This window comes from Agrobacterium sp. 22-221-1 (assembly GCF_053522445.1).
Window position 1 is genome coordinate 436,832 of record NZ_JBNWCL010000001.1, and the last position, 21,943, is coordinate 458,774.

General features: G+C 59.6%; 22 protein-coding genes and 1 pseudogene. 15 read left to right on the forward strand and 8 right to left on the reverse strand.

Features of this window, described 5'->3' with window-relative positions:
* Window positions 1-22: 22 nt before the first annotated feature.
* From fghA to ACQZ5N_RS02190, 3 genes are read right to left on the reverse strand one after another with little or no spacing between them, the layout of a single operon-like run.
* On the reverse strand, window positions 23-856 hold the full coding sequence (gene fghA, locus ACQZ5N_RS02180) for an S-formylglutathione hydrolase (protein ID WP_448731937.1): 834 nt from the start codon (window positions 854-856) through the stop codon (window positions 23-25).
* Window positions 857-885: 29 nt separating this feature from the next.
* Window positions 886-1,545 (reverse strand): DUF1345 domain-containing protein, encoded by a 660-nt coding sequence (locus tag ACQZ5N_RS02185; protein WP_448731938.1) that lies wholly within the window; start codon window positions 1,543-1,545, stop codon window positions 886-888.
* Window positions 1,546-1,570: 25 nt separating this feature from the next.
* Window positions 1,571-2,026, reverse strand: a complete 456-nt coding sequence (locus tag ACQZ5N_RS02190) for a YaiI/YqxD family protein (protein WP_448731939.1) — start codon at window positions 2,024-2,026, stop codon at window positions 1,571-1,573.
* A gap of 165 nt (window positions 2,027-2,191) precedes the next feature.
* Here ACQZ5N_RS02190 and ACQZ5N_RS02195 point away from each other — a divergent pair, with 165 nt between their 5' ends.
* Both ACQZ5N_RS02195 and ACQZ5N_RS02200 read left to right on the forward strand, forming a co-directional pair.
* The gene (locus ACQZ5N_RS02195; RefSeq protein WP_279655193.1) at window positions 2,192-2,644 is read left to right on the forward strand and encodes a DUF5680 domain-containing protein; all 453 of its coding nucleotides are present in this window, start codon (window positions 2,192-2,194) and stop codon (window positions 2,642-2,644) included.
* Window positions 2,645-2,675: 31 nt separating this feature from the next.
* Window positions 2,676-3,479: a hypothetical protein gene (locus ACQZ5N_RS02200; protein ID WP_448731940.1), complete on the forward strand. Its 804-nt coding sequence runs from the start codon at window positions 2,676-2,678 to the stop codon at window positions 3,477-3,479.
* Between the two features lie 65 nt (window positions 3,480-3,544).
* Here ACQZ5N_RS02200 and ACQZ5N_RS02205 read toward each other — a convergent pair whose 3' ends face one another.
* Entirely contained in the window at window positions 3,545-4,201 is a 657-nt protein-coding gene (locus tag ACQZ5N_RS02205) for a peroxiredoxin (protein ID WP_035217366.1), read from the reverse strand.
* 245 nt (window positions 4,202-4,446) lie between these two features.
* On the opposite strand from ACQZ5N_RS02205, the pseudogene ACQZ5N_RS02210 reads away from it, so the two are divergent.
* Window positions 4,447-5,657: pseudogene (locus ACQZ5N_RS02210) on the forward strand (MFS transporter).
* 104 nt (window positions 5,658-5,761) lie between these two features.
* Complete coding sequence (locus ACQZ5N_RS02215) at window positions 5,762-6,412, forward strand: glutathione S-transferase family protein (RefSeq protein WP_448731941.1); 651 nt, start codon at window positions 5,762-5,764, stop codon at window positions 6,410-6,412.
* Between the two features lie 42 nt (window positions 6,413-6,454).
* Here ACQZ5N_RS02215 and ACQZ5N_RS02220 read toward each other — a convergent pair whose 3' ends face one another.
* Together ACQZ5N_RS02220 and ACQZ5N_RS02225 are read right to left on the reverse strand one after the other, a co-directional pair.
* On the reverse strand, window positions 6,455-6,892 hold the full coding sequence (locus ACQZ5N_RS02220) for a GNAT family N-acetyltransferase (RefSeq protein ID WP_051671856.1): 438 nt from the start codon (window positions 6,890-6,892) through the stop codon (window positions 6,455-6,457).
* Between the two features lie 148 nt (window positions 6,893-7,040).
* Entirely contained in the window at window positions 7,041-7,181 is a 141-nt protein-coding gene (locus ACQZ5N_RS02225; protein WP_080853169.1) for a DUF1127 domain-containing protein, read from the reverse strand.
* A 298-nt stretch (window positions 7,182-7,479) separates the two neighbouring features.
* Between ACQZ5N_RS02225 and ACQZ5N_RS02230 the strand changes: the two genes are divergently transcribed.
* The 11 genes from ACQZ5N_RS02230 to ACQZ5N_RS02280 all read left to right on the forward strand — a co-directional run bounded on the left by ACQZ5N_RS02230 (window position 7,480) and on the right by ACQZ5N_RS02280 (window position 20,128).
* Window positions 7,480-8,670 (forward strand): ABC transporter substrate-binding protein, encoded by a 1,191-nt coding sequence (locus ACQZ5N_RS02230; protein ID WP_196377808.1) that lies wholly within the window; start codon window positions 7,480-7,482, stop codon window positions 8,668-8,670.
* Between the two features lie 21 nt (window positions 8,671-8,691).
* Window positions 8,692-9,564 (forward strand): branched-chain amino acid ABC transporter permease, encoded by an 873-nt coding sequence (locus tag ACQZ5N_RS02235; RefSeq protein ID WP_035217353.1) that lies wholly within the window; start codon window positions 8,692-8,694, stop codon window positions 9,562-9,564.
* Window positions 9,565-9,707: 143 nt separating this feature from the next.
* On the forward strand, window positions 9,708-10,694 hold the full coding sequence (locus ACQZ5N_RS02240) for a branched-chain amino acid ABC transporter permease (protein ID WP_080817073.1): 987 nt from the start codon (window positions 9,708-9,710) through the stop codon (window positions 10,692-10,694).
* Window positions 10,691-11,464 carry an ABC transporter ATP-binding protein gene (locus ACQZ5N_RS02245; RefSeq protein ID WP_080817072.1) on the forward strand — a complete coding sequence of 258 codons (774 nt, stop codon included), beginning with the start codon at window positions 10,691-10,693 and terminating at the stop codon, window positions 11,462-11,464. Before ACQZ5N_RS02240 ends, ACQZ5N_RS02245 begins: the two co-directional genes overlap by 4 nt.
* Window positions 11,454-12,197, forward strand: a complete 744-nt coding sequence (locus ACQZ5N_RS02250; protein WP_003523645.1) for a branched-chain amino acid ABC transporter ATP-binding protein — start codon at window positions 11,454-11,456, stop codon at window positions 12,195-12,197. The genes ACQZ5N_RS02245 and ACQZ5N_RS02250 overlap by 11 nt, the downstream gene beginning before the upstream one ends.
* A gap of 36 nt (window positions 12,198-12,233) precedes the next feature.
* Window positions 12,234-13,442 carry an aspartate transaminase gene (locus ACQZ5N_RS02255; RefSeq protein ID WP_448731942.1) on the forward strand — a complete coding sequence of 403 codons (1,209 nt, stop codon included), beginning with the start codon at window positions 12,234-12,236 and terminating at the stop codon, window positions 13,440-13,442.
* A gap of 322 nt (window positions 13,443-13,764) precedes the next feature.
* Window positions 13,765-14,703, forward strand: a complete 939-nt coding sequence (gene nac, locus ACQZ5N_RS02260; RefSeq protein ID WP_080817069.1) for a nitrogen assimilation transcriptional regulator NAC — start codon at window positions 13,765-13,767, stop codon at window positions 14,701-14,703.
* Between the two features lie 145 nt (window positions 14,704-14,848).
* Entirely contained in the window at window positions 14,849-16,912 is a 2,064-nt protein-coding gene (locus tag ACQZ5N_RS02265) for a hydantoinase/oxoprolinase family protein (RefSeq protein WP_448731943.1), read from the forward strand.
* A gap of 12 nt (window positions 16,913-16,924) precedes the next feature.
* Entirely contained in the window at window positions 16,925-18,601 is a 1,677-nt protein-coding gene (locus ACQZ5N_RS02270; protein WP_080843153.1) for a hydantoinase B/oxoprolinase family protein, read from the forward strand.
* A 9-nt stretch (window positions 18,602-18,610) separates the two neighbouring features.
* The gene (locus ACQZ5N_RS02275; RefSeq protein WP_448731944.1) at window positions 18,611-19,417 is read left to right on the forward strand and encodes an SDR family oxidoreductase; all 807 of its coding nucleotides are present in this window, start codon (window positions 18,611-18,613) and stop codon (window positions 19,415-19,417) included.
* Between the two features lie 12 nt (window positions 19,418-19,429).
* The gene (locus ACQZ5N_RS02280; protein ID WP_448731945.1) at window positions 19,430-20,128 is read left to right on the forward strand and encodes an HpcH/HpaI aldolase family protein; all 699 of its coding nucleotides are present in this window, start codon (window positions 19,430-19,432) and stop codon (window positions 20,126-20,128) included.
* 72 nt (window positions 20,129-20,200) lie between these two features.
* Here the strand turns inward: ACQZ5N_RS02280 and ACQZ5N_RS02285 are convergent, their stop codons facing one another.
* Window positions 20,201-20,830 carry a DUF1062 domain-containing protein gene (locus ACQZ5N_RS02285; RefSeq protein ID WP_448731946.1) on the reverse strand — a complete coding sequence of 210 codons (630 nt, stop codon included), beginning with the start codon at window positions 20,828-20,830 and terminating at the stop codon, window positions 20,201-20,203.
* 466 nt (window positions 20,831-21,296) lie between these two features.
* Window positions 21,297-21,941, reverse strand: coding sequence for a cytochrome b (locus ACQZ5N_RS02290; RefSeq protein WP_448731947.1), 645 nt, complete (start codon window positions 21,939-21,941; stop codon window positions 21,297-21,299).
* Window positions 21,942-21,943: the final 2 nt, after the last annotated feature.

Consider the following 21,943-nt stretch of genomic DNA (forward strand, 5'->3'; position numbering starts at 1 on the left):
CCGCCAGCCTGCTTCTCCATCCTTATCCCAGCCGCTCCGCATGCCACTTCAAATGGTCATCCATGAAGGTGGAAATGAAATAATAGGAGTGGTCGTAACGCTCATGCATGCGCAGCGTCAGGCCGATATCCGTGCCCTTGATCGCTTCTTCGAACAGCCAGGGGCGCAGGCCCTTTTCGAGAAAACTATCGGCCTTGCCCTGATCGATCAGGAACTCGGGGAAACGCGCACCGTCCTCGACCAGCGCACAGGCGTCGTATTGACGCCATGCGGTCTTATCTGCACCGAGGTATTTTTCCAGCGCCGGCTCGGACCAGTCGGCCGAAGAGGGAGCCACGATCGGCGCAAAGGCGGAGCAGCTCTTGAAACGCTCGGGGTTCTTGAGCGCAATGGTCATTGCGCCATGGCCGCCCATCGAATGGCCGAAAATGCCCTGGCGGCTCATATCCGCACGGAAATGCTGGCCGATGAGGGCAGGCAGTTCTTCCGTCACATAGCTGTACATCCGGTAGTGCTCGGACCAGGGCTCCTCTGTGGCATCGAGATAAAATCCGGCGCCCTTGCCCATCTGCCAGTTGGTCAATTCGTCCGGCACGTCATTGCCGCGCGGGCTGGTGTCCGGGCAGACGATAATCAGCCCCAGTTCGGAGGCCATGCGGCGATATTCGCCCTTTTCCATGACATTGGCATGGGTGCAGGTAAGGCCGGAAAGATACCACAGGACAGGGCAGGGCTCATGGATCGCCTTCGGCGGCACATAAACCGCAAAGCTCATCTCAGATTTCAGGGTTTCCGATGTGTGCGAAAATACGCCCTGCATGCCGCCAAAGGCCGTATTTTGCGAAATAATGTTCATGAAGCCATTCCTTGTGAAAATTTCCCGGTTCAGCCCGCAAGCGAGACGGCTGCATTGACCGCCGCCGCCACCAGAACCGTATTGAAGAAGAAAGAAACGATGGAGTGCAGCAGCGTGACCTTGCGCATGGCGGTCGTGGTTATCCCCACATCCGACGTCTGCGCCGTCATGCCGATCACCACGGCGAAATAGAGAAAGTCATAACCGCAGGGTTCCTTCGTGTCCGGAAAATCCATGCCGCCGCGATGCTGGCGTTTGCCGTCCACCATGGCCGGCCGCCAGTAAAGATGGGCGTAATGCAGGGCGGTCATGGTGTGGATGGTCAGCCAGCCGAAGATCACCGAGGCGAAGGCGATGAGCAGCGCCCAGACCGTTTCGCCGGTATGATTGAGGGCCTGAAACAGCGATACCACCGCGACGGCAACGGCAAGCAGCGTGACGGCGATGATGGCGACCGCAGGCAGATCGTCGCTATCGGCATGGGCCTTCAGATGCTGCGCCGTCAGGCCCGACAGGCGAAAGGCAATCAGGATGAGGTAGGTCAGGAAGAACAGAACGGCCGCGATCTCTATCGCCAGCGGCGGCGCAAAAACCAGCGCCAGGCCAAGACTCACGGCACCGACCAAAAAGGCAATGACGAAAGGTTGATGGCGGCGATAGCTGTTGCTTTTCATATTGGCCGGGGTCATGTGCGGCACCTTTCCGTTGGCGCCGTCATTTTTTGACACGGCGGCAGAAACGGTCAAGCGTCTCCAGAAAGGCAGAGCGGTCACGCGGTGAAAAAGCCGCATTATATCCCTTGCTTTCACCGGTTTCGCGCAGATGCGCGCCAAGATCGCGCATCGCTGTCGCCATCCCGATATTCGACTGGTCAAAAACGCGACCCGTCGGCCCGGTCACCAGCGCACCCTTGGCGACACAGCGCCCGGCCAGCGGCACATCGGCGGTGATGACAATGTCGTTCTCGGCTGCATGATCGGCGATCCAGTCGTCCGCCGCGTCGAAACCAGCGGAAACGATGACGTTTTTCACCATGGGATCGCGCGACGGGCGCAGACCGGAATTGGCAACGAAGGTCACTTCCAGCCCATGCCGCTCCGCCACCTTGAGAATCTCCGGCTTCACGGGGCAGGCATCGGCATCGACATAGATTTGCGGGTTTTGCTGCATGGGCACTCTTTTCGGGTAATTCCTGCCACGCTTCTAAGCGCAAACGCCGCGATTACCAAGCCCGCCATTGCGAAATGCGGGTTCGATGCCGGGCAGGGGCCGCACTTGCGACCACCCCAAAAATCGCCTATGTTCACTTTATGTTCTTATCCCGAAAGGTTTCCCATGCTGGAAGAGTTCATCGTGCAGGCCAAGTCCGCCACCTATGTCGGCGGCGGCAACAAATCCGCGACGCCGACGCGCAAGGGATCGCACGATCTCGGTTATCAGAGCGGCGACTGGCATTATATCGACAGCTATTTCGGGGGAACCGATTTCATCGGCCAGGAGGTCGTCTGGCATGAGGGGACGGCGGTGTGGGCGATGAGTTATTACGGCCGCATCCTCCGGCCCGACATGATCGATGGCGCCACGGCTGGCAGTGTCATTCAACGGTCGCTTTCCACGCTCTATCGGGAGGGCCGGTTCCTCGGCGGCTTCACCCACCCGGTGGAAAATCTGGTCTATGTCGATACGAATGAAGGTGAATTCCGGTCCTTCACCGGCATCGAGCGCATTTACCGGGGCCATGTCGAAACATACCGGCTTGACTATCATGGCGGGATCATAAAGCCATAGAGCGCAGGAAATGCCATGGACGGGATTTGCAATGGCAAATGGCGACACTCAATTTTTCAAGGCGACACTCTATTTCGACAGCGAACCCACGATCTCGGATTTGACCCTGACGCAAGCGTGGGGCGAGGAGGGATATGAATGTGAGCGGCTGAGCGAAAAGGGCGTGTTTGACGGCCTGCGCGGTTCGACGAGGGTTTTTGTCGGTACTCCCGAGCCGGTCGTAGCAGCGCCGGTTGCACCGGCCCAATATCCGGCCGTCGCAGAGGCCAGGGTCGACTGGTCAAAGACCTTTTGCATCGATGCCAAAGCGGCATATGACGATTTCAGCCGCGCAACACATCAGTGCGAGTTCAAATTCCTCATCATGGCGGATGAGGACAATCCTGAAATAGCCCATAACGAGATCGCCTCAGCCCTGCTCGGCATTCATCAGGTCGCCCCCATGCAGGCCGTTGCATTGCATTATCTCGACATGATCGTCGGCCGCGCCAATCTCGATGACTATCTGAATTATGCAAACAGCCATCTGGACCAACCGCAGCAAATGGCGGCGATGCTGGCCTTCGGAACCTTCGTGACGGAGGAGGGGGAAAAGATCAGGGCCTGGACAACGGGTCTGGAACATTTCGGCCAGACGAATCTGCTTTTCGAAACCCTGGCCGGAGATGCGACGGAAGCGCTTCTCACCCTATTCGGCCTCGGGCATCTCGTCGTTAACGGGCGACGCTTCGCTGCCGGCGAAGCCATAACATCTTTCGACCTTCTTGCGCGTTTCACGCCCGACGAACTATATGCCCGGCCAATGCTGCGCGTCGTCAGGCAGGAAGCCGGCTAGAGCGCGCGGTCATACCTAAGGACGATGGGACGATGATGTTTCACCGCCCCATCACAGGCTTCAAATCAGCCGGGCTGCTTGGTCTTGCGCAGATAGGGAAGAACCGTGTCGTAGGAACCGAAACGGGCAATCGCATCCTCGTTGGAGACGGCGGCCGTGATGATGACATCCTCGCCCTGCTTCCAGTTGGCCGGGGTCGCCACCTGATGTTTGGAGGTGAGCTGGATGGAATCGATCGCGCGAAGAATTTCCTCGAAATTGCGGCCGGTGGTCATGGGGTAGGTGAGGACCAGCTTGATCTTCTTGTCAGGCCCGATGACGAAGACGGAGCGTACGGTGGCGTTGTCGGCAGGCGTGCGGCCTTCGGAGCTGTCGCCCGCGCCGGCGGGCAGCATGTCGTAAAGCTTGGCGACCTTCAGGTCCTTGTCGCCGATCAGCGGATAATCGACGTTGAAACCGGTCGCGGTGCGAATATCGTTCTTCCATTTTTCATGGCTTTCGACCGGATCGACCGAAATACCGATGATCTTCACGCCACGCTTTTCAAATTCCGGCTGCAGGCCGCCCATCGCGCCGAGTTCCGTCGTGCAGACCGGCGTGAAGTTCTTCGGATGCGAAAACAGGACCGCCCAGCCGTCGCCGATCCAGTCGTGGAAGCTCACCGGACCATGGGTGGTCTCGGCGGTGAAGTCGGGTGCTATATCGTTGATACGCAGGCTCATCTGATGTTTTCTCCCTAATGATTTGAACTGAAAACTGATGGTTCTCGGCAATCCGTGTCCGGCGCTGGAGCTTAGAGTTTTTGCATGAAATGGCCAGCCCTTTCATCGGGCTTCGGCGGTATTTGCTTCAGCCCCACAGAGATTTGATAACCCTGATTTTCCCTGTTTGTCGCGGTTGCACGATATCCGCCCGGTTGATTGTTTCGGGAGGACATGATTATTCCAGAGGCGATCGGGGGGCCATCATGACGACTTCTTCTGCGCCTGTTTCTGCAACGGTTCGGGCGCGCATTCCAGCGGTGGTCTGGGTGCTCGGCATCGTTAGCCTTCTGATGGATATTTCTTCGGAAATGGTGCAGACGCTGCTGCCCTATTATCTCGTTTCCGGCCTCGGCGCTTCCGCGGTCACTGTCGGTTTCATCGAGGGCATGTCGGTTGCCATCGCCACCACGACCAAGCTGTTTTCCGGGATTATCGCGGACTGGACGAGGCGGCGGAAAATGCTCGCCGTGCTTGGATACGGTCTCGGCGCAATCTCGAAACTCGCTTTTCCCTTCGCCACCTCGCTTGGCTGGATCGTCGCCGCCAAGGCGGTGGACCGGGTCGGCAAGGGCATTCGCGGAACGCCGCGCGACGCCCTTATTGCCGATGTGACACCGCCTGAAATTCGTGGTGCCGCATTCGGGCTCAGAAAGTCGCTCGATACAGTGGGCGGCTTCATCGGGCCGCTGGCGGCCATCGGGCTGATGTTCGCGCTCAGCGAAAATGTGCTCGCCATTTTCTGGATCGCGGTCATTCCCGCTTTCCTTGCGGTGTTCATCCTCATCGCCGGTGTGAAGGAGCCGGATGCGCCCGCAAGACCAAAAGCCGAAAAGCCATTCCGGCTCGCAGATTTTGCGAAACTCAACCAGGCGGTCTGGATCGTCATCATCGCGGCGTCGCTCCTGACCTTCGCTCGTTTCAGTGAAGCATTCCTGTTGCTGAAATCCGAAGAGGTAGGCTTCCGGCCGGCTTGGATACCGATCACGATGGTCATCATGCATGCCGTCTACGGCCTGACAGCCTATCCCGCCGGCCGGCTTTCAGACAGGATCGGCCGCTCAGGGATTATCGCGGCGAGCGTGGCCGTGCTGGTGGCCTCCTATCTGACGCTCGCTTTTGCGAATTCCATTCCGTTGTTCCTGTTCGGCATTCTTCTGTGGGGCTGCATATGGGCCTGTCGCAGGGGCTGCTCGCAGCCCTGATTGCGGAAACGGCGCCGCCGCATCTCAAGGGAACGGCCTTCGGCGTCTTCAATCTGATGACAGGTCTGGCGGTGCTGGTCGGCAATGTCATCGCCGGCTTGCTGTGGGACCTCCATGGTTCCTCCGGCACCTTCCTGGCGGGCGCCGCACTGTCTTTTACCGCATTGCCGGTGTTGATCTGGGTGTCCCGTCGAAAGCGCGCCGCCGCCTGAGCCTGTGCCGAAAACACGACGACGTTGTTTTCGCTCATCCCAGCGCATAGTGTGACTCAACGTCAGGCGACAGCATTCCGGGTGGGGAGTGATGGAGAACAGCAATGACAATCACCATTACCGCTTTTGAACACTCGCCCGATGGCGGCAAGGGTCTCGCCCGCGACATGCGCGTCCGCTGGGCACTCGAAGAAGTGGGCCAGCCCTATGACGTCCGCCTTCTTTCCTTCAAGGCGATGCGGGAACCGGCGCATCTGGCGCTTCAACCCTTCGGGCAGATCCCGACCTATGAGGAGGGCGATCTCGTCCTGTTCGAATCCGGTGCGATCATATTCCATATAGCCGAAAGCCATACCGGCCTGTTGCCAGAGGATGCGAATGCGCGGGCGCGCGCGATCATGTGGATGTTCGCCGCGCTCAGCACCATGGAACCGCCCATTGTCGAGCATTTTGTCACCGGCTTTCTCGAAAGGGACAAAAGCTGGCACGGCGAGCGCCTTCAGATCGTCGATGAACGCATCCGCAAGCGGCTCGGCGAATTGTCCCACCGACTGGGGAAGGCCGAATGGCTCGACGGCGCATTCAGCGCCGGTGATCTGTTGATGATATCGGTGCTGCAACGGATAAAGAGTTCGGGAATTCTCGATGAATACGCAAATCTCGCGGCCTATGTCGCCCGCGGCGAGGCGCGTCCCGCCTATAAACGCGCCTTTGCCGATCAGTTGGCGATTTTCAAAGCCGCATCGAACGGCTGAACCGCATCGACGGCGGGCCCCCTCGATGCGGACTGCCTGCGATCAAGCCGAGGTGCTGACGCGATAGGCCATTCCGAGCGACCGCGGCGCTGTCTCCTTGAAGCCGAATTTTTCGTATAGCCTGTTTGCCGGTACATCGGCGATCAGGCTGACATAGGCCGAAGCGGGAAGCTCGCTCTTCACATGGCCCATCAGCGCCTCCATGACCGCCTTGCCCAAGCCTCGGCCCTGATGGGCGGGATCGACGGCAATGTCCACGACCTGAAAAAAGCAGCCGCCATCGCCGATCAGCCGGCCCATGCCGATGGCGGAACCCGCATGCAGTACCAGCACGGAGAAGACCGTGCCCTGCAAACCCTTCTCCGCCGCCTCCCGTGAGAAGGGGCTTAGCCCGGCCACGGCGCGAAGGCGCAGATAGTCCTCGACGGACGGGATTGTCGCGACAATGGAATATCCGGGGGAATAATCGGGGTGGTTCATTCGACTCTCCTCTTGGCCGCGCTCTGAAAGCGCCGCCCAATATGTGGAGAAGAGTTCTACAGGAGCTTTACCGATTCTGAGGCGCAATTTTCAGCGCCTGAAGATCGTGCTGCGCGCGGACGCCCATGAAGGCGTCCGTTTCGGCCTGTTAGCGGCGGCCTTCCACGGCGGAACGGATATGCGAGCGGCTGACGCCGATGTCGGAAAGGCTTCTGTCATCGAGCGCGCTCAGTTCGGCCACGGCGCGACGGTTGCGGAAATAGTTTCGAACGGTTTCGTGAAGTTTCATTTTCGTGGTTTCCAGTGATGAGATTGCATAAAATATGCCCATTCTGACGCGAAAAATACAGGCATTTGCCTGCATGGAAGACATGCAAAAATCGAAACCCGACGCCTGGATAGGGGGAAACGACTGCCGGCATAAGGAAACGCTATAGCGGCAGAAAGGACTTGTGTTGGCAAAATATCCGACGATGAACCTACTCTGCCTGAAAGATTAGCATGACGTTAATCGACAAGAACCGCAAAAGCGGCAAAAGCTCGCCCGGCCAAAGCCGGAACAGATAAATCCGAAAAGGAGTGGGAACATGAAAAACGGTATTACTCGCAGACTTCTACTGGTTTCCGCAGCGGTCGCTCCGATCCTGAGCCTGTCGCCGGCACTCTCCGCCGCAGCTTATGCGGCCGACACGATAAGGCTCGGCCTCGTCGCGCCGATGAGCGGCCCGAATGCGCGCTACGGCGCTTTCTCCATGCATGGCGCGGAACTCGCCGTAAAGGACATCAACGCGGCCGGCGGTATCAATGGCCAGCAGATCGAACTTTTCAACGCTGACAGTCAGGGCACGCCGGTCGAAGGCGTTTCGGCCACCCGCCGCCTGATCGATCAGGACGAGGTGGATTTCGTCATCGGCGATGTCTCCAGCTCCGTGACGCTCGCCATGCAGCCTGTCGCCGAGGATGCCGAGGTTCTGCTACTGAACGCCGCGTCCTCCAACCCGAAGATCACCTATCAGGCTGGCGTCGGCGGTTTCAAATGGACATTCCGCAACTATCCGACGGATGAGAACCGTGCCTTCGTCGTGGCGAAATACGCCGCCGAACAGCGTGGTTTCACCAAATTCGCCGTCCTGTCGGTCGATAGCGACTACGGCCGTTCCGCCATCACCTTCACCAAGAAATATCTGCCCGACTTCAAGGGAGAAATTCTCAGCGAGGATTACTACAAGGAAGGCGAAGTCGACTTCCGCAGCGTGCTGGCGAAGATCCGCGATAACGGCGCGCAAGCGATCATCATGTATGGTCTCGCCGATACCACGCCGATCGTTGCCCGTCAGATGCTGGAACTCGGACTTGCCGGCAAGGTTACACTGATCGGCAATGGTGAATTCAACACCGAAAAGACGATCAAATCCGCACCGAAGGCCATGGAAGGCGCCGTGGAAGCCGCCGCCTGGCTGCCGCAGTTCGATAGTCCGGCCAGCAAGGCCTTCGTCGAGAAATTCACCGCGACATACAAGGAAGCGCCGAACAACCATGCCTATGTGCATTGGGATACCGTCAACCTGCTCGCCCAGGCGATCAAGGAAGCCGGAAGCGCTGATCGCAACGCGGTCCGCGAGGCGCTCTCCAAGATCAAGTACAAGAGCCCGGTCGGCGAAGTGACCTTCGACGATCACAATCAGGCGCGCCTTCCAATGATCCTTCTCCAGATCGAGAACGGCAAGCCCAGCATCAAGGGCGCTTATACGGCGGAAATCCAGTACCCTGCGAACTGATAGACCGGGAGGGGTACAGCCATGTTCTCGACAATTCTCGAGCAAGTCGTAAACGGGATCGTCACCGGTTCCGTCTACGCGATCGTCGCCGTCGGCATGACCATGATTTTCGGGGTGCTGAGAGCCATCAACTTCGCTCATGGCGAATATTACATGCTCGGAACCTTCGGGGCGTGGTTCGCCATCGACTATCTCGGCCTTTCCTATGAGGCTTCGATCGTCGTCGGCGTTCTTTCCACCGTGGTCGTGGCCTATGTGGTCGGCCAGCTCGTGATGCGCAGAATGGTGGGGGCGCCGGCCGAGTCCGGCGTTCTCGCCACCCTCGGCATCGCGCTGATCCTGCAGAACACGATCATTTTCGTCTTCGGCGGCGGCTACAAGTTTTTCGCCGGCGGTTATATCGAGCCGATTTCCATCCTCGGCTTCACGCTGGCGCAGCAGCGCGTGCTCATCCTCGTCGTCTGCCTCATCGTCTTCGTCGGTCTGGAACTGATGGTGACCTATAGCCGTCTCGGTATGGCGATGCGGGCGGTCTCGCAGAATGTCGAATGCTGCGGCGTGGTCGGCATCGATGTCTCGCAGGTCGTGTTGCGCACCTTCATTCTGGGCGCCGCGCTTGCAGCACTCTCGGGCGTGCTGACAGCGCCGGTCAATGTCAGCGTCTATGGCGGCATGGGAGAACTCATCACCTTCAAGACCCTGCCGATCATCATCATGGGCGGCCTTGGCAACGTGCGTGGCACCTTCTTCGCAGCCATGATCCTCGGCATCGCCGAAAGCCTCGTCGCCACCTATGTCGGGCTGCAATTCCGCGACACGGTTGGTTTCGCAACGCTGATCCTGATGCTGATGTGGCGTCCGCACGGCCTGTTTTCGACGCAGGCGCGCTTTTAGAGCATTTCCAGGAAAAGTGGACCCGGTTTTCCGTCCGGAAATGCGGAAAAATAAAGAGTTAGAGCGCTTTGGCGTTTCGAAGAAAAGCCAAAACGCTCTGGAAGCCGCGCCCGCCGAATTTACTCGAATTTTGAGGACTCGACATGTCTCTCACAGACACCGTTCCCCAGGCACGCCGCCGCGATCTGCGCATTCCGCTCGCCGCCGTCCTGATCGTCGTAGCACTTGCCGCACCCTTCATCGGCACGCGTTACGTTACCCACTCGCTGATCATCGCACTCATCTTCATGCTGCCGGCACACGGGCTCAACCTGCTTGTCGGCTATACCGGTCTGCTATCACTGGCGCAGGCGGCTTTCTTCGGCATCGGCGCCTATACCGCCGGCCTGCTGGCGGTGCACTATGAAACGCCATTCTATGTGAACCTCATTGCCGCCGGCCTCGTCTCCGGCGCGCTCGCCCTGCCGCTCGGCATTCCGGCGCTGCGTCTTCGTTCAACATCATTCGTCATGTGTACGCTCGGTTTCGTCATCATCGGCCAGGCAATCGCCAAGAACTGGATTTCGCTGACCCGCGGCGACATGGGCCTTTCCGGCATCCCGAAGCCCTATTTCGAGCTTGGCCCGCTCTCCTTCACGGTCAGCGGAACCACCAGCTTCTATTATCTCGCTCTGGCCATCTGCGTGCTGGGAACGCTTGCCGCATGGGCAATCGTCCGCTCGCCGGCCGGCCGCAACATGGTTGCCATTCGCGAAAACGAAACGCTGGCGGAATCCCTCGGTGTTCCGACCTGGCGTTACAAGCTGATCGTTTTCATGCTGAGCGCCGTTTTTGCCGGGGTAGGGGGCAGCCTCTATGCCCATTACCTCACGGTGGTCAGCCCGCTGACCTTCCAGATGTATTATTCCACGACGATGCTGATCATCGTTCTTGGCGGCGGCGCTGGCATGATTTCGGGAACCGTGTTCGGCAGCCTGCTTTTCGTCGGTCTGACCGAGGCGCTGCGCGTCGCGCCTGAAGTGCGGATGATTGCCTATGGTTTCTGCCTTCTCGTTCTCGTCTTCTGGTTCAAAAAGGGCTTTGCTCCCCTGATCAATCGCTTCTGGAACGCGATCGGAGGTTCGAAATGACGGCTCATCTTCCCATCCTCGAGATAAAGAACCTCAGCAAGTCCTACGGTGCGGTGAAGGCGGTCAACGATGTCAGCATGCACATCAATCGCGGCGAGATAGCCGGACTGATCGGGCCTAACGGCTCCGGAAAATCCACCTTCTTCGATTGCAGCACCGGGCTTGCCCGGCCGGACACCGGCAAGGTGATACTGGACGGGCAGGACATCACTGGCTGGTCGCTCAACCGCATCGCCCGCGAAGGCCGCATGCTGCGCTCGTTCCAAAAGACAGTGACCTTCAAGGCGCTCGATGTGGAGGAAAACCTCATCATCGCCGGGCAGATGTTCACCTTTCCCTCGCTCCTGTCGACATTCGGCCTCGGCGGCATGTCGCGCCGCCGCGTGGCCGGGTTGAGAGAGCGGGCGCGCGAGCTGATCAAGATGGCGGGCCTCTGGGACGTTCGCCACCAGCCCGCCGGCAATCTGTCCGGCGGCCAACAGAAACTCATCCAGTTCGCTTCCATGCTGATGCCGGAACCGAAGCTTATCCTGCTCGACGAGCCGATGGCGGGCATCAATCCGAAGATCATCGAGCGCGTGGTGGAGACGATCCAATATGCGAATAAATCGCTCGGCGTGAGCTTCCTCGTCATCGAACATAATATCGATGTCGTCACCAGTATCTGCCAGCGCGTCGTCGTGCTGGATCAGGGAACGAAACTGGTCGAGGGACTGCCGCATGACATCATTCAGGACCAGCGTGTGAGGGAGGCCTATCTTGGCGGCTGACAGCAATCTTTCCATCAAGGGCCTGCGCGCGGGTTACGGCAATCTCGATATCCTGAACGGCGTCGATCTGGATGTGCCGGCCGGGCAATTCGTGGCCCTCATGGGGCCGAACGGTGCGGGCAAATCGACCCTGCTCAAGACGCTCTATGGCATGACGACCATCAAGGAAGGCGGCATCGACTGGCGCGGCAGGAATATCGCCGGATTGTCGTCGCGCGCCATTCTGGGCGAGGGCATATCCTTCGTGCCGCAGGGCCGTTGCAACTTCCCGGTCATGACCGTCGATGAAAACCTGCAAATGGCCGCCTATACCATCCGGGATGCGAAAGTGAAGGCGGACCGGGATTATGTCTACGACCTTTTCCCGATCCTGAAGACACGGCGCTCGACGCTTGCGGGCAATATGTCGGGCGGCGAGCAGCAATTGCTCGAAGTGGCGATGGCGGTTCTGCAGCGGCCGAAGGTGCTGCTGGTGGATGAGCCCTCGGTTGGTCTGTCGCCGGCGGCAATCGGCATCGTGTTCGATGAGCTGCTGCGGCTGCATGCGAACGGCATGACCATCCTGCTGGTCGAGCAGAACACCAAAAAGGCCATGGAGGTGGCTGAGCGCGCCGTCATCCTTCGTCTCGGCAAGGTGATCTGGGATGGCACGCCGGCGGAGATCACCCATGACGAACTTGGCGAATTGTTCCTGACCGGAAAGATGCGCGGCGAACTCGAAGCCGCGCACTGACTGGTCCAAAGCTTTAGATTGAGACGAGGAAAGACCATGAGCACTTTCGTGCCAGCATCACGCGTGTCGAAAATTAAGGTTTCGCCAAGCACGGCGGCGGCGGCCCGCGCCCGCGAATTGAAGGCCGCCGGCCGCGATATCGCCGACCTGACGGTGGGCGAACCGGATTTCGATACACCGGAGGCCGTCAAGGCGGCGGCGCATGCCGCCATCGATCGGGGGGAGACCAAATATACCGCCGTCAACGGCACGCCGGCGCTTCGCAAGGCGATTATCGGCGACTTCCAGAAGCGTCTCGGCATCAGCTATGGCGATAGTGAAATCTGCGTCGGCGGCGGCGCCAAACAGATCCTGTTTCTGGCGCTGATGGCAAGCGTGGAGAATAGTGCGGAAGTGATTATTCCGGCTCCCTACTGGGTGTCTTATCCAGATATGGTCATCGCCAATGACGGCACGCCCGTCATCGTCGCATGCCCGGAGGAAACGGGGTTCAAACTGACGGCTGAAGCGCTGGAAGCGGCAATCACCCCGAAGACGCTGTGGCTGATCCTCAACGCCCCCTCGAACCCGACGGGTGCTGCCTATAGCGAAGCGGAATTGAAAGCGCTGGGCGACGTATTGCTGCGCCATCCGCATGTCATGGTCCTATCCGACGATATTTACGATCAGGTCTGGTTCAGGGACGAGCCGATGAAGACCCTCGTTGCCGTCGTTCCGGAACTGAAGGACCGCGTGCTTCTGACCAACGGCGTTTCAAAATCCTATGCCATGACGGGATGGCGGATCGGTTACGGGGCAGGGCCGGCAGCCCTCGTCGCCGCCATCAACAAGTTGCAGTCGCAAATGTCATCCTGCCCGTCCTCGGTCAGCCAGGCCGCCGCCGCCCATGCGCTTGCCGGTGAACAGACATTCGTGACGGAAAGCGTTGCGGTCTATAAACAGCGGCGCGACTACGCCTGCGCACGTCTCAACGCGATCCCCGGTCTTTCCTGCATAGTGCCGGATGGGGCCTTCTACCTCTATCCGAGCTGCGCCGGGGTGATCGACAAGACGACGGCGGATGGCAAGGTGATCGCAAACGATCTCGATTTCGTCCTCTATCTCCTCGACAGCGTCGGCGTGGCGGCTCTCCAGGGCGCGGCCTACGGGCTTTCGCCCTATTTCCGCATTTCCTTCGCCACCTCCATGGAAGTGCTGGAGGATGCATGCGACCGCATCGAGCGTGCGGTGGCGGCCCTGCGGTAAGACAGACCGCTCGGCCCAAAGAGGCTTTTTTGCGGTCCGCTCACCGTCCCTCATCCCTGTGCTTGTCACAGGGATCCAGCCAGCCCAAGTCCTTGGGCTGAGAGGACTCTTCCCGCCGCGCAGACGCGCGTCGGCTGGGCTCCTGTGACGAGCACAGGAATGAGAGCGAGGGAATGTCCGATTACATAAAAGCACTTGTGTCGTCTACAGTGTTCGGGACATGTGAAACGCTCTATCCCATTGAAATTACGCACCGTCCTAGCAGAAATCCATTCCTGTTTCCGCCCCGATGCGCTAGGATTTCCCCAAAAAGTGGGGACCGATGAGCGTCGATTTCAAAAAACTCAAGAGCTTCGTCAAGATCGTCGATACCGGCAGCGTTTCCCGTGCCGCCGGCATTCTTCGCGTGGCGCAGCCGGCGCTGTCGCAGCAGATCGCGTCGCTGGAACAGCATTTCAAACACCAGCTTCTGTTGCGCAGCAATGTCGGCATCGCGCCGACCGAGGCCGGGTTGATCCTCTATCGCCATGCGCAGATCATGCTGAAGCAGATCGAGCAGGCGCAGACCGATATCGACCGCTCGGCCCGCTCGGTCTCCGGCCGCGTCTCCATCGGGCTCGCCACCTATTCCTCGTCCAGCGCGCTGTCCCTGCCGCTCATCAAGGAGATGAGGGCACGGTTCCCCGCCATTACGGTCCATATCAACGACAGTTTCGGCCATATCCTCAGCGAGCTGATCATGACCGGCAAGATGGACATGGCGCTGATCTACACCTCCGATCCCATCAAGGGCGTGACGCTGGAGCCGTTGTTCCGGGAAGAAATGTTCCTCGTCTCGCCTGCCGATATGAAGCTGCCGGCCGAACCCGGTCAGCCGCTTCCGCTTTCGGCGCTGGATGGCCACGCGATGCTATTGCCGAGCAAGGCGCATTTCCTTCGCCGGCTCATCGATGAAGGGCTGGCGCGGGCGCGCTCAAAACCGGAGGTCATTTCAGAACTGGAATCCGTGCCTGCTTTGGGCGCTGCGGTACTGGACGGTCTCGGCTCAACGATCCTTCCAGCCTCCGTTGTTCTGGAAACCCCGAGCTTCAGCGGCGCGCAGCTGCACCCGCTCACAACCCCCGTCATCGACGCCACGGTTTCGCTCTGCGTCTCCGATCATATGCCGCTTTCCGAGCCGGCTCTGGCGGCGCGTTCCGTGCTTCTCGAGATCGTCACCAAGCTCAAGAGCGGCCACCACCCCGGCATTCGCGCCATCTGAATTCGCTATAAGCAAACCCTATGGCGGCAGACTGAGGTTGTGTTGGTAAAGGCCGGCTGAAGGCTTCAATTTTCCATCAGTGAACGGATTCAAATTTGGGTCCACAAGGCAGCCAAAGAGGCTGCATGGTCGCTCGAGGGAAACAATGGCAAAACTGGCTTTCGATACTGGCGGTACCTTTACCGATTTCGCGCTTCTGGACGACAGCGGCGAACTTCACCTCCATAAAGTCCTGAGCACGCCGAAAAATCCGGCGGAAGCCGTTGTCCAGGGCGTGTCGGAGCTGCTCGAAAAGCATGCGGACGCGATTTCGATCGAGAACCTGCAGGTGCTTGGCGCAACCACCGTCGTTACCAATGCCGTGCTGGAGCGCAAGGGCGTGGAGACCGGTTTCGTCACCACCGACGGTTTTCAGGACATGCTGCGCATCCGCAACGAGGGGCGTTACGATCTCTATGACCTGAACATCAAATATCCCGATCCGCTGGTCACCCGCGCCAACAGTTTTGGCGCTGAAGAACGCATCGCCGCCGACGGCGAGGTAATGACGGAACTCAAGGAAGAGACCGTTCGCGAGATCGCCGGACGGCTGAAGGAAAAGGGCATACACTCTGTGGCGGTCTGCCTGCTGCACGCTTACAAATACCCGCAGCACGAGCAGCGCGTCGCCGCCCTTCTGCGCGAGGAAGACCCGGATATCTTCGTGTCCTTGTCTTCCGAAGTCTGCCCGGAAATGCGCGAATTCGACCGCGCCTCGACAACGGTGGTCAATGCCTATACCCGCCCGCAAATGTCGGGCCACGTCGCCCATCTACAGCGGGAGTTTGCTGAGAAGGGAATCGACCGGCAGGTGCTGTGGATGACCTCTTCGGGCGGTCTTGTGCCAAGCCGTCGCGCCGCCGAACTTCCTGTCCGCCTGATCGAATCCGGCCCCGCCGCAGGTGCTGTCGCCGCCGCCGAATTCGGCCGCACGGCAGGCGAAGCGAGCGTTCTTTCCTTCGACATGGGTGGCACCACCGCCAAGCTCTGCCTCATTCCCGATGGCGAACCGAATGTCGGCACCGATCTCGAAGTCGCGCATTACCAGCGTTTCCGCAAGGGCTCCGGTTTTCCGCTGAAAATCCAGTCGATTCAGATGATCGAGATCGGCGCCGGCGGCGGTTCCATCGCGGCGAAGAACCCTCTCGGTCTTCTCGATGTCGGTCCGCATTCAGCAGGCGCCATGCCGGGACCGGCGGCCTACCAGCGCGGCGGAACCGAACCGACGGTAACCGACGCCGATATTCTGCTCGGCTACATGGGAACGGAATCCTTCGTCGGCGGCTCGTTCAAGGTGTCGAAGGACGCGGCCCATGAGGCGATGTCCAAACTGGCCACTTCTCTCGATGTGTCCGTCGAGCGCTGCGCCTGGGGCATCCACGATCTCGTCAATGAATCCATGAGCAAGGCCGCCGCCATGCACGCGACCGATCTCGGCGTCGATCCGCGCTCGCTGCCGATGGTGGCTTTCGGCGGGGCGGGCCCTGTGCATGCTTATGGCATCGCCCGCAAGCTCGGCATTTCGCGCATCATCTGCCCGACGGGCGCGGGCGTCAGCTCCGCCATCGGCCTGTTGATCGCGCCAGTCGCCGTCGATCTCTCCGCAAGCCATCCGATGGCGCTCGATGCCTGGGATATCGAGGCGATGAACCGCCTGCTCGATGATCTTTCCGCTCAGGGTGCGGAAGTCGTTTCGGCCGCCGGCGTTCCGAAGGAAACGATCAGTAATCGCTATACCGTGGATATGCGCCATGTGGGGCAGGGTCACGAAATCACGGTGGTGCTTCCCGACCGTAACCTGCCGAAGGACCTTTTCCTTGAAGAATTGCGCAGCAGCTTCTTCAAGCTCTATCGCGAATTGTTCGGGCGCACGGTGGCCGCACCGCTGGAAGTCATCACCTGGCGTCTGCGCGCCAGCGGCGAGAAGGATCAGGTCACCCGGCCGCATGAAACCGTCGTCGCCGAAGCCCGCAAGGGCAGCCGGCAGGTCTATTTTCAGGAGGCGGGCGGCTATGTCGAAACCTCGGTTTACGACCATTACAAGCTGCCGGTCGGCCACGAGGTGAAGGGGCCTGCCATTGTGGAGCAGCGTGAATCGACAGCCGTTGTCGGGCCGAGCGGCACCTTCCATGTCGATGCCCACGGCAATCTCGTGATCAATATTCTCTAAGGGGGCAGTCAAATGTCGAAACCCGCAACCGATTTCAACGATCCGATCAACCTTCAGGTCATGTGGAACCGCCTGATCTTCATCGCGGATCAGGCCGATAACGTGCTCGGCAAGACGGCATTTTCGCCGATCGTGCGAGAGAACCATGATTACGTCACGGTACTTCTCGACAGTAAGGGCAGGGCGCTGGCGCAATGCACCTGGTCGATCCCGGTCTTCATCACCTCGCTGCCGGCGGCGGCGCAGAAATATTTCCTGCCGAAGTTTCCGGTGGAAATGCTGGAAGAGGGCGATGTTCTCGCCACAAACGATCCGGAAATCGGAACTGGCCACCTGCCTGACGTGACGATGATCACGCCGATCTTCAAGAACGGTAAGGTTGTCGCTTATGCGGGATCCATCGCCCATCTTCCCGATATTGGCGGCGCGCCGCTGCATTCGGAAGCCAGCGACATTTTCGCGGAAGGTATCCGTTTTCCCATCGTCAAGCTGCTCAAGGCCGGCGTTCCGAACGAGGACGTGTTCGATATCATCGCAGCCTCCGTGCGCCTTCCCACGGAAGTGCGCGGCGATCTGGAATCGATGATCGCCGCCAATAACGTCATGGGCCGCGAACTGGTCAAATTCCTCGATGAATACGGGCTGGACGATGTCGATGGACTGGCGGACGCTATCCACACCCGCTCGGAGGCGCAGACCCGCAAGGCGATTCGCGAATGGCCGAACGGCACCTATTCCGCCGAGGTTTTGCTCGATGGTTACGATGTCGACGTCAAACTCAAAGCCTCGGTGATCGTCAGGGACGATTCCATTCATGTGGATTATACCGGCACGTCGGATCAGGTCCTGCACTCGATCAACTGCCGCACGAACTACCGTTACGCCCATTCGGTCTACGCGTTGAAATGCCTGCTCGATGCCGAAACGCCCAATAATGAGGGCTGCATCGTCCCGATCACCGACGAGGCGCCGCTCGGCTGCATACTCAATCCGCAGGAATGGACGGCGGGCAATTCGCGCAACCTGATCGGTCACGTCATTCCCTCGCTGATCTTCAAGGCGCTGGAAGGCATCGTGCCGGAAAAGGTGCTGGGCGACAGCGGCGGCGCGCCGATCTGGGCGGCCAATTGCGTCGGCCAGCGTAACGATGGCACGCAATACGGCTCCGTGCAGAATTTTCATGGCGGGCAGGGCGCACGCGCCGAATTCGACGGGCTGGATACGCTGAGCTTCCCGTCCAACTGCAAGGTCACGGCCATCGAAATGTTCGAGGTCGCCGTTCCGGTGCTGACGGAACGCAAGGAACTCATCGCCGATTCCGGCGGCGCCGGCAAACATCGCGGCGGCCTTGGCCAGCGTGTCGTTCTGCGCAATCTCGGCAAGAACCCGATGAACATCTATCTGGCATCGGAACGCGTCCGCCATCCCTGCTTCGGCGTGGTGGAAGGCCAGAGCGGGTCCGCCGGCAAGGTGATGAAGCAGGGCAAGTCGCATTTCCCCAAAGGTAAGGTCGTGCTTCAGACCGGCGAACGTCTGGAAGTTCAGACACCCGGCGGTGGCGGCTGGGGCAGGGCCAGCGAGCGTTCGCGCGCGCTGATCGAACAGGATATTTCCGAAGGTCTGGTCACCGCCAAGGCGGCGAAAGAAATCTTCGGCTATTCTGGCGCCATTGCTGCCGCAGCCGAATAGGAGATGAGAATGGGACTGCTGAACGGAAAAATTGCGCTGGTAACCGGCGCCGGTTCAGGCATCGGCCGCGAAACCGCAATTCTGCTGGCGAAAGAAGGGGCGACGGTCGTTCTGACCGGACGCCGCCTCGATCCGCTGCGCGAGGTCGCGGAATTGATCGAGAAGAAGAAGGGCAAGGCCATCGCGCGCACGCTCGATATCGCCTCGCGCGAGGCGATCTTCGACACGGTCAAATCGATCAGCGAGGCCGTCGGCCCCATCGATATTCTGGTGAACAATGCCGGTTCCGCCAGCAAGGTGCTCAATGCCCGCTTCATCGGCGAGGAGGAGTGGAACGCCACCATCAACGTCAATCTGACGGCAGTATTCAACCTGACACAGGCGGTGCTGCCGGAGATGATCGCAAAGGGTGAGGGGACCGTCATCACCGTCTCCTCGCTCGCCGCCCTCAATCCCAATCTTCTGGGCGGTGTGGCCTATGGTGCGGCGAAGGCGGGCGTGAAGAATTTCATGACCTTCCTGCACAATACCTATCGCAACCAGGGTATCCGCGCGACGACCATCCTGCCGGGCGAGACGGATACACCGATCATGAACAACCGCGCGCGTCCGCCTCTGAAGGAAGAACGCGCTGTGATGATGGATCCGCATGACGTGGCCCGCGCCATCCTGCTTTGCACCAGCCTGAACAAAAGCGCAGTCATTCCGGAACTGCACATCTGCCCGACCCATATGCGTGACACATCGAAGGATATCGAAGTCGCGCGCTGGGTGGGCGCGCCGGACGATACGCCGGATATGCCGAAAAAGAACTAGGGAGAGACGTCCATGAATGGAGCAAAGCTGCGCGCCCGTCTTGCGGCGGGTGAGGCTATCAGCATGTTCACCCCGCACCATACGTCGTCGGGCCTTTCCGCCCGGCTGGTGGAACTGGGTGCGGACGCGGTCTTCCTCGATTGCGAGCACGGCACATGGAGCTTTGAGGATGTGCGGGCGACCGGGCAGGTGGTGCGCTCGGTCGGTGGTGCGGCCATCGTGCGCCCGCATTCGCACGAGCGGCCAATCATTATCCGCTACCTGAATGCCGGTGCGGACGGGATCATGGTGCCCATGGTCGGCAATGCCGACGAGGCCCGCGCGATTGTCGATGCGGTGCGTTACGCCCTGCCGTTCGATTATGAAAAACGGCTTGTCATCGCCATGATCGAGACCGTCGATGCGATCGATGCTCTGGACGAGATGCTGATGGTCGAGGGTATCGACGTCTTCTTCATCGGCCCCGGCGATCTTTCGCAGGATATGGGCTATCCGCCCGCGCCGCCATTCGGCGAGCCGCGCCCGGATGTGGTGATGGAGAAGGTCGCCATTGCTGTCGACAAGATACGCGCAGCCGGAAAAATCGCGGGAACGCTTGCGACGCTGGATGAAATGCCACACTGGCGGGAGCGTGGCGTGCAATTCTTCTACGTCCATTCCGATCCGTTCCTGCGCCGCGGTCTCGCTGCGGTGAAGAAGGCGCTCGCCTGAGGCGGAGCAGGGGTTTTTAGGCTGAACGATGCCGCAAGCGAGGGCCTGAAGTTTCAGGCCCTCGCCATGCCGCTAGAAATCCGCCGTGACGGGTCTCCACAAATGCTCCGGATCGAAGCCGTCGCAGCGCGCGATCACAATCCGGGTGCCGTTTTTAACGCGCCGCCGCCAAAGATCGGAACGGGCGGACTGCGCCCGAAGCCAACCGTCATCCTGAAGCTTCTGCAGCATCGACCGCGAAAGCCCGAGTTCAGACGCCAGCAGACGGTCAAGGCGTATGCCGGTCTGAAACGGAACCGCGAGATCGATCTCCGCCATGGTCCAGTCGGGAGGTTCATCCCGTATCTGTTTCGCGATATCGAATTCGGGAAACTCGTCGACGCGTTGCGATTTGCGCCGCAAGGCTTCGAGGTTGAATGTCTCCGCCCTTATCCATTGCGGATCGTTGGACTGCAGCGCTTCGAGAACGGCAGGGCTGATGTCCCGGACATTCTGGCGCTCGAAAATCGGCCTGTTCCAGCTCTTGTCGCAGATTATGCATCTATAGATAAGCCAGGCATCCAGTTTGCGGCCATTGGCATTGAGCCGGATCTTGCCACTGGCCTGAAATGCCCTCAGGCCGCCGCATCCGCTGCATGCAAGCCAGGGCTGGGGCGCCGTTCGTGGCGTAATGGTCCATTGGACCCGAAGTAAGTTGCACATAGTCTCTTGGTCTTCCATTTGGAAGTCCACCGAGATGGTGCAGGAGAAAACCCTTACGGGAACGGCATGGCGGTGTTCTGGGGTGGTGAAGAGCTGAGACAGCGGTGCTGCGCAGGGCACATTATAACAATGCCAGACCGGTCTCTTGCCACCACCCGATGAACATGATCATACGCAGACAGCCTGTGGCTATCCGCAATACGGGTGAAACTGGATTGAGACCGGTATTTACTTAGGCAAAGTCTACCTCGATGCGCCAATGCTCTTCGGCGGCGACAATAACAAACGATCGTTCCGAAGCAGAGTCATCCAGTGCGGCGAAAAGACCGAAAGCCGTTGCGATGCGACTTTTATGCAACGTCAGGTGCCCCGCCCATTCTTCCCGGACCGAACGACGTCACCGGCCGGATTTTATCTCTCATAAAAATAATGGAAACATATACTTACACAAAAACGGCCTGTGCGTTTATTTCCGGGAGGAGACAGTTCTACTCCTGCTATCTGCGGCTGTCGGAAACGGAAGCATACGTCGGAGAGTCGCGTCCTTGCGGATGAAATGGTGCCATAAAGCCGCCGCCACATGAAGAAAGACGATGGCTGTGGCAAGGTAGGCGAGGGTGGCGTGAACCTCGCTCCAGAAGGCCTCCGCCTTGTCGGAAATCACCAGAGGCAATCCCGGCACGACCACGAGATCGAAGACGTAACTGGGGATTTGTAGGGGCGAGGTCGACGCAATTGCCCAGCCGGCGAGGGGAACGGCCAGCGTCAGGAACAGCAACGCGGCGTGAGCGGCCCGCGCGGCGAACCTCGATACCAGCCCTTCGCCTTCAGGAGCCTGCGGTTTTCTGCTGAAAACCGACCACAGGAAACGCGGCACGGCGAGGGCCAGCACCAGAAATCCTATCGACTTGTGATATTGGAACAGGTCGAACTGAAGAACCGGGTCGATATTGTCGCGGCTCATCAGATATCCCAGCGCAAGCTGCGCCAGAAAAAGCACCGCGATTGTCCAGTGGAACGCGATTGCCACCAGTCCGTAAGATATGGACGTATTACGCCACGGCCGTTCCCGCATCGATGCGCTATCGGAATGATCCTCGAAATATCTCATCG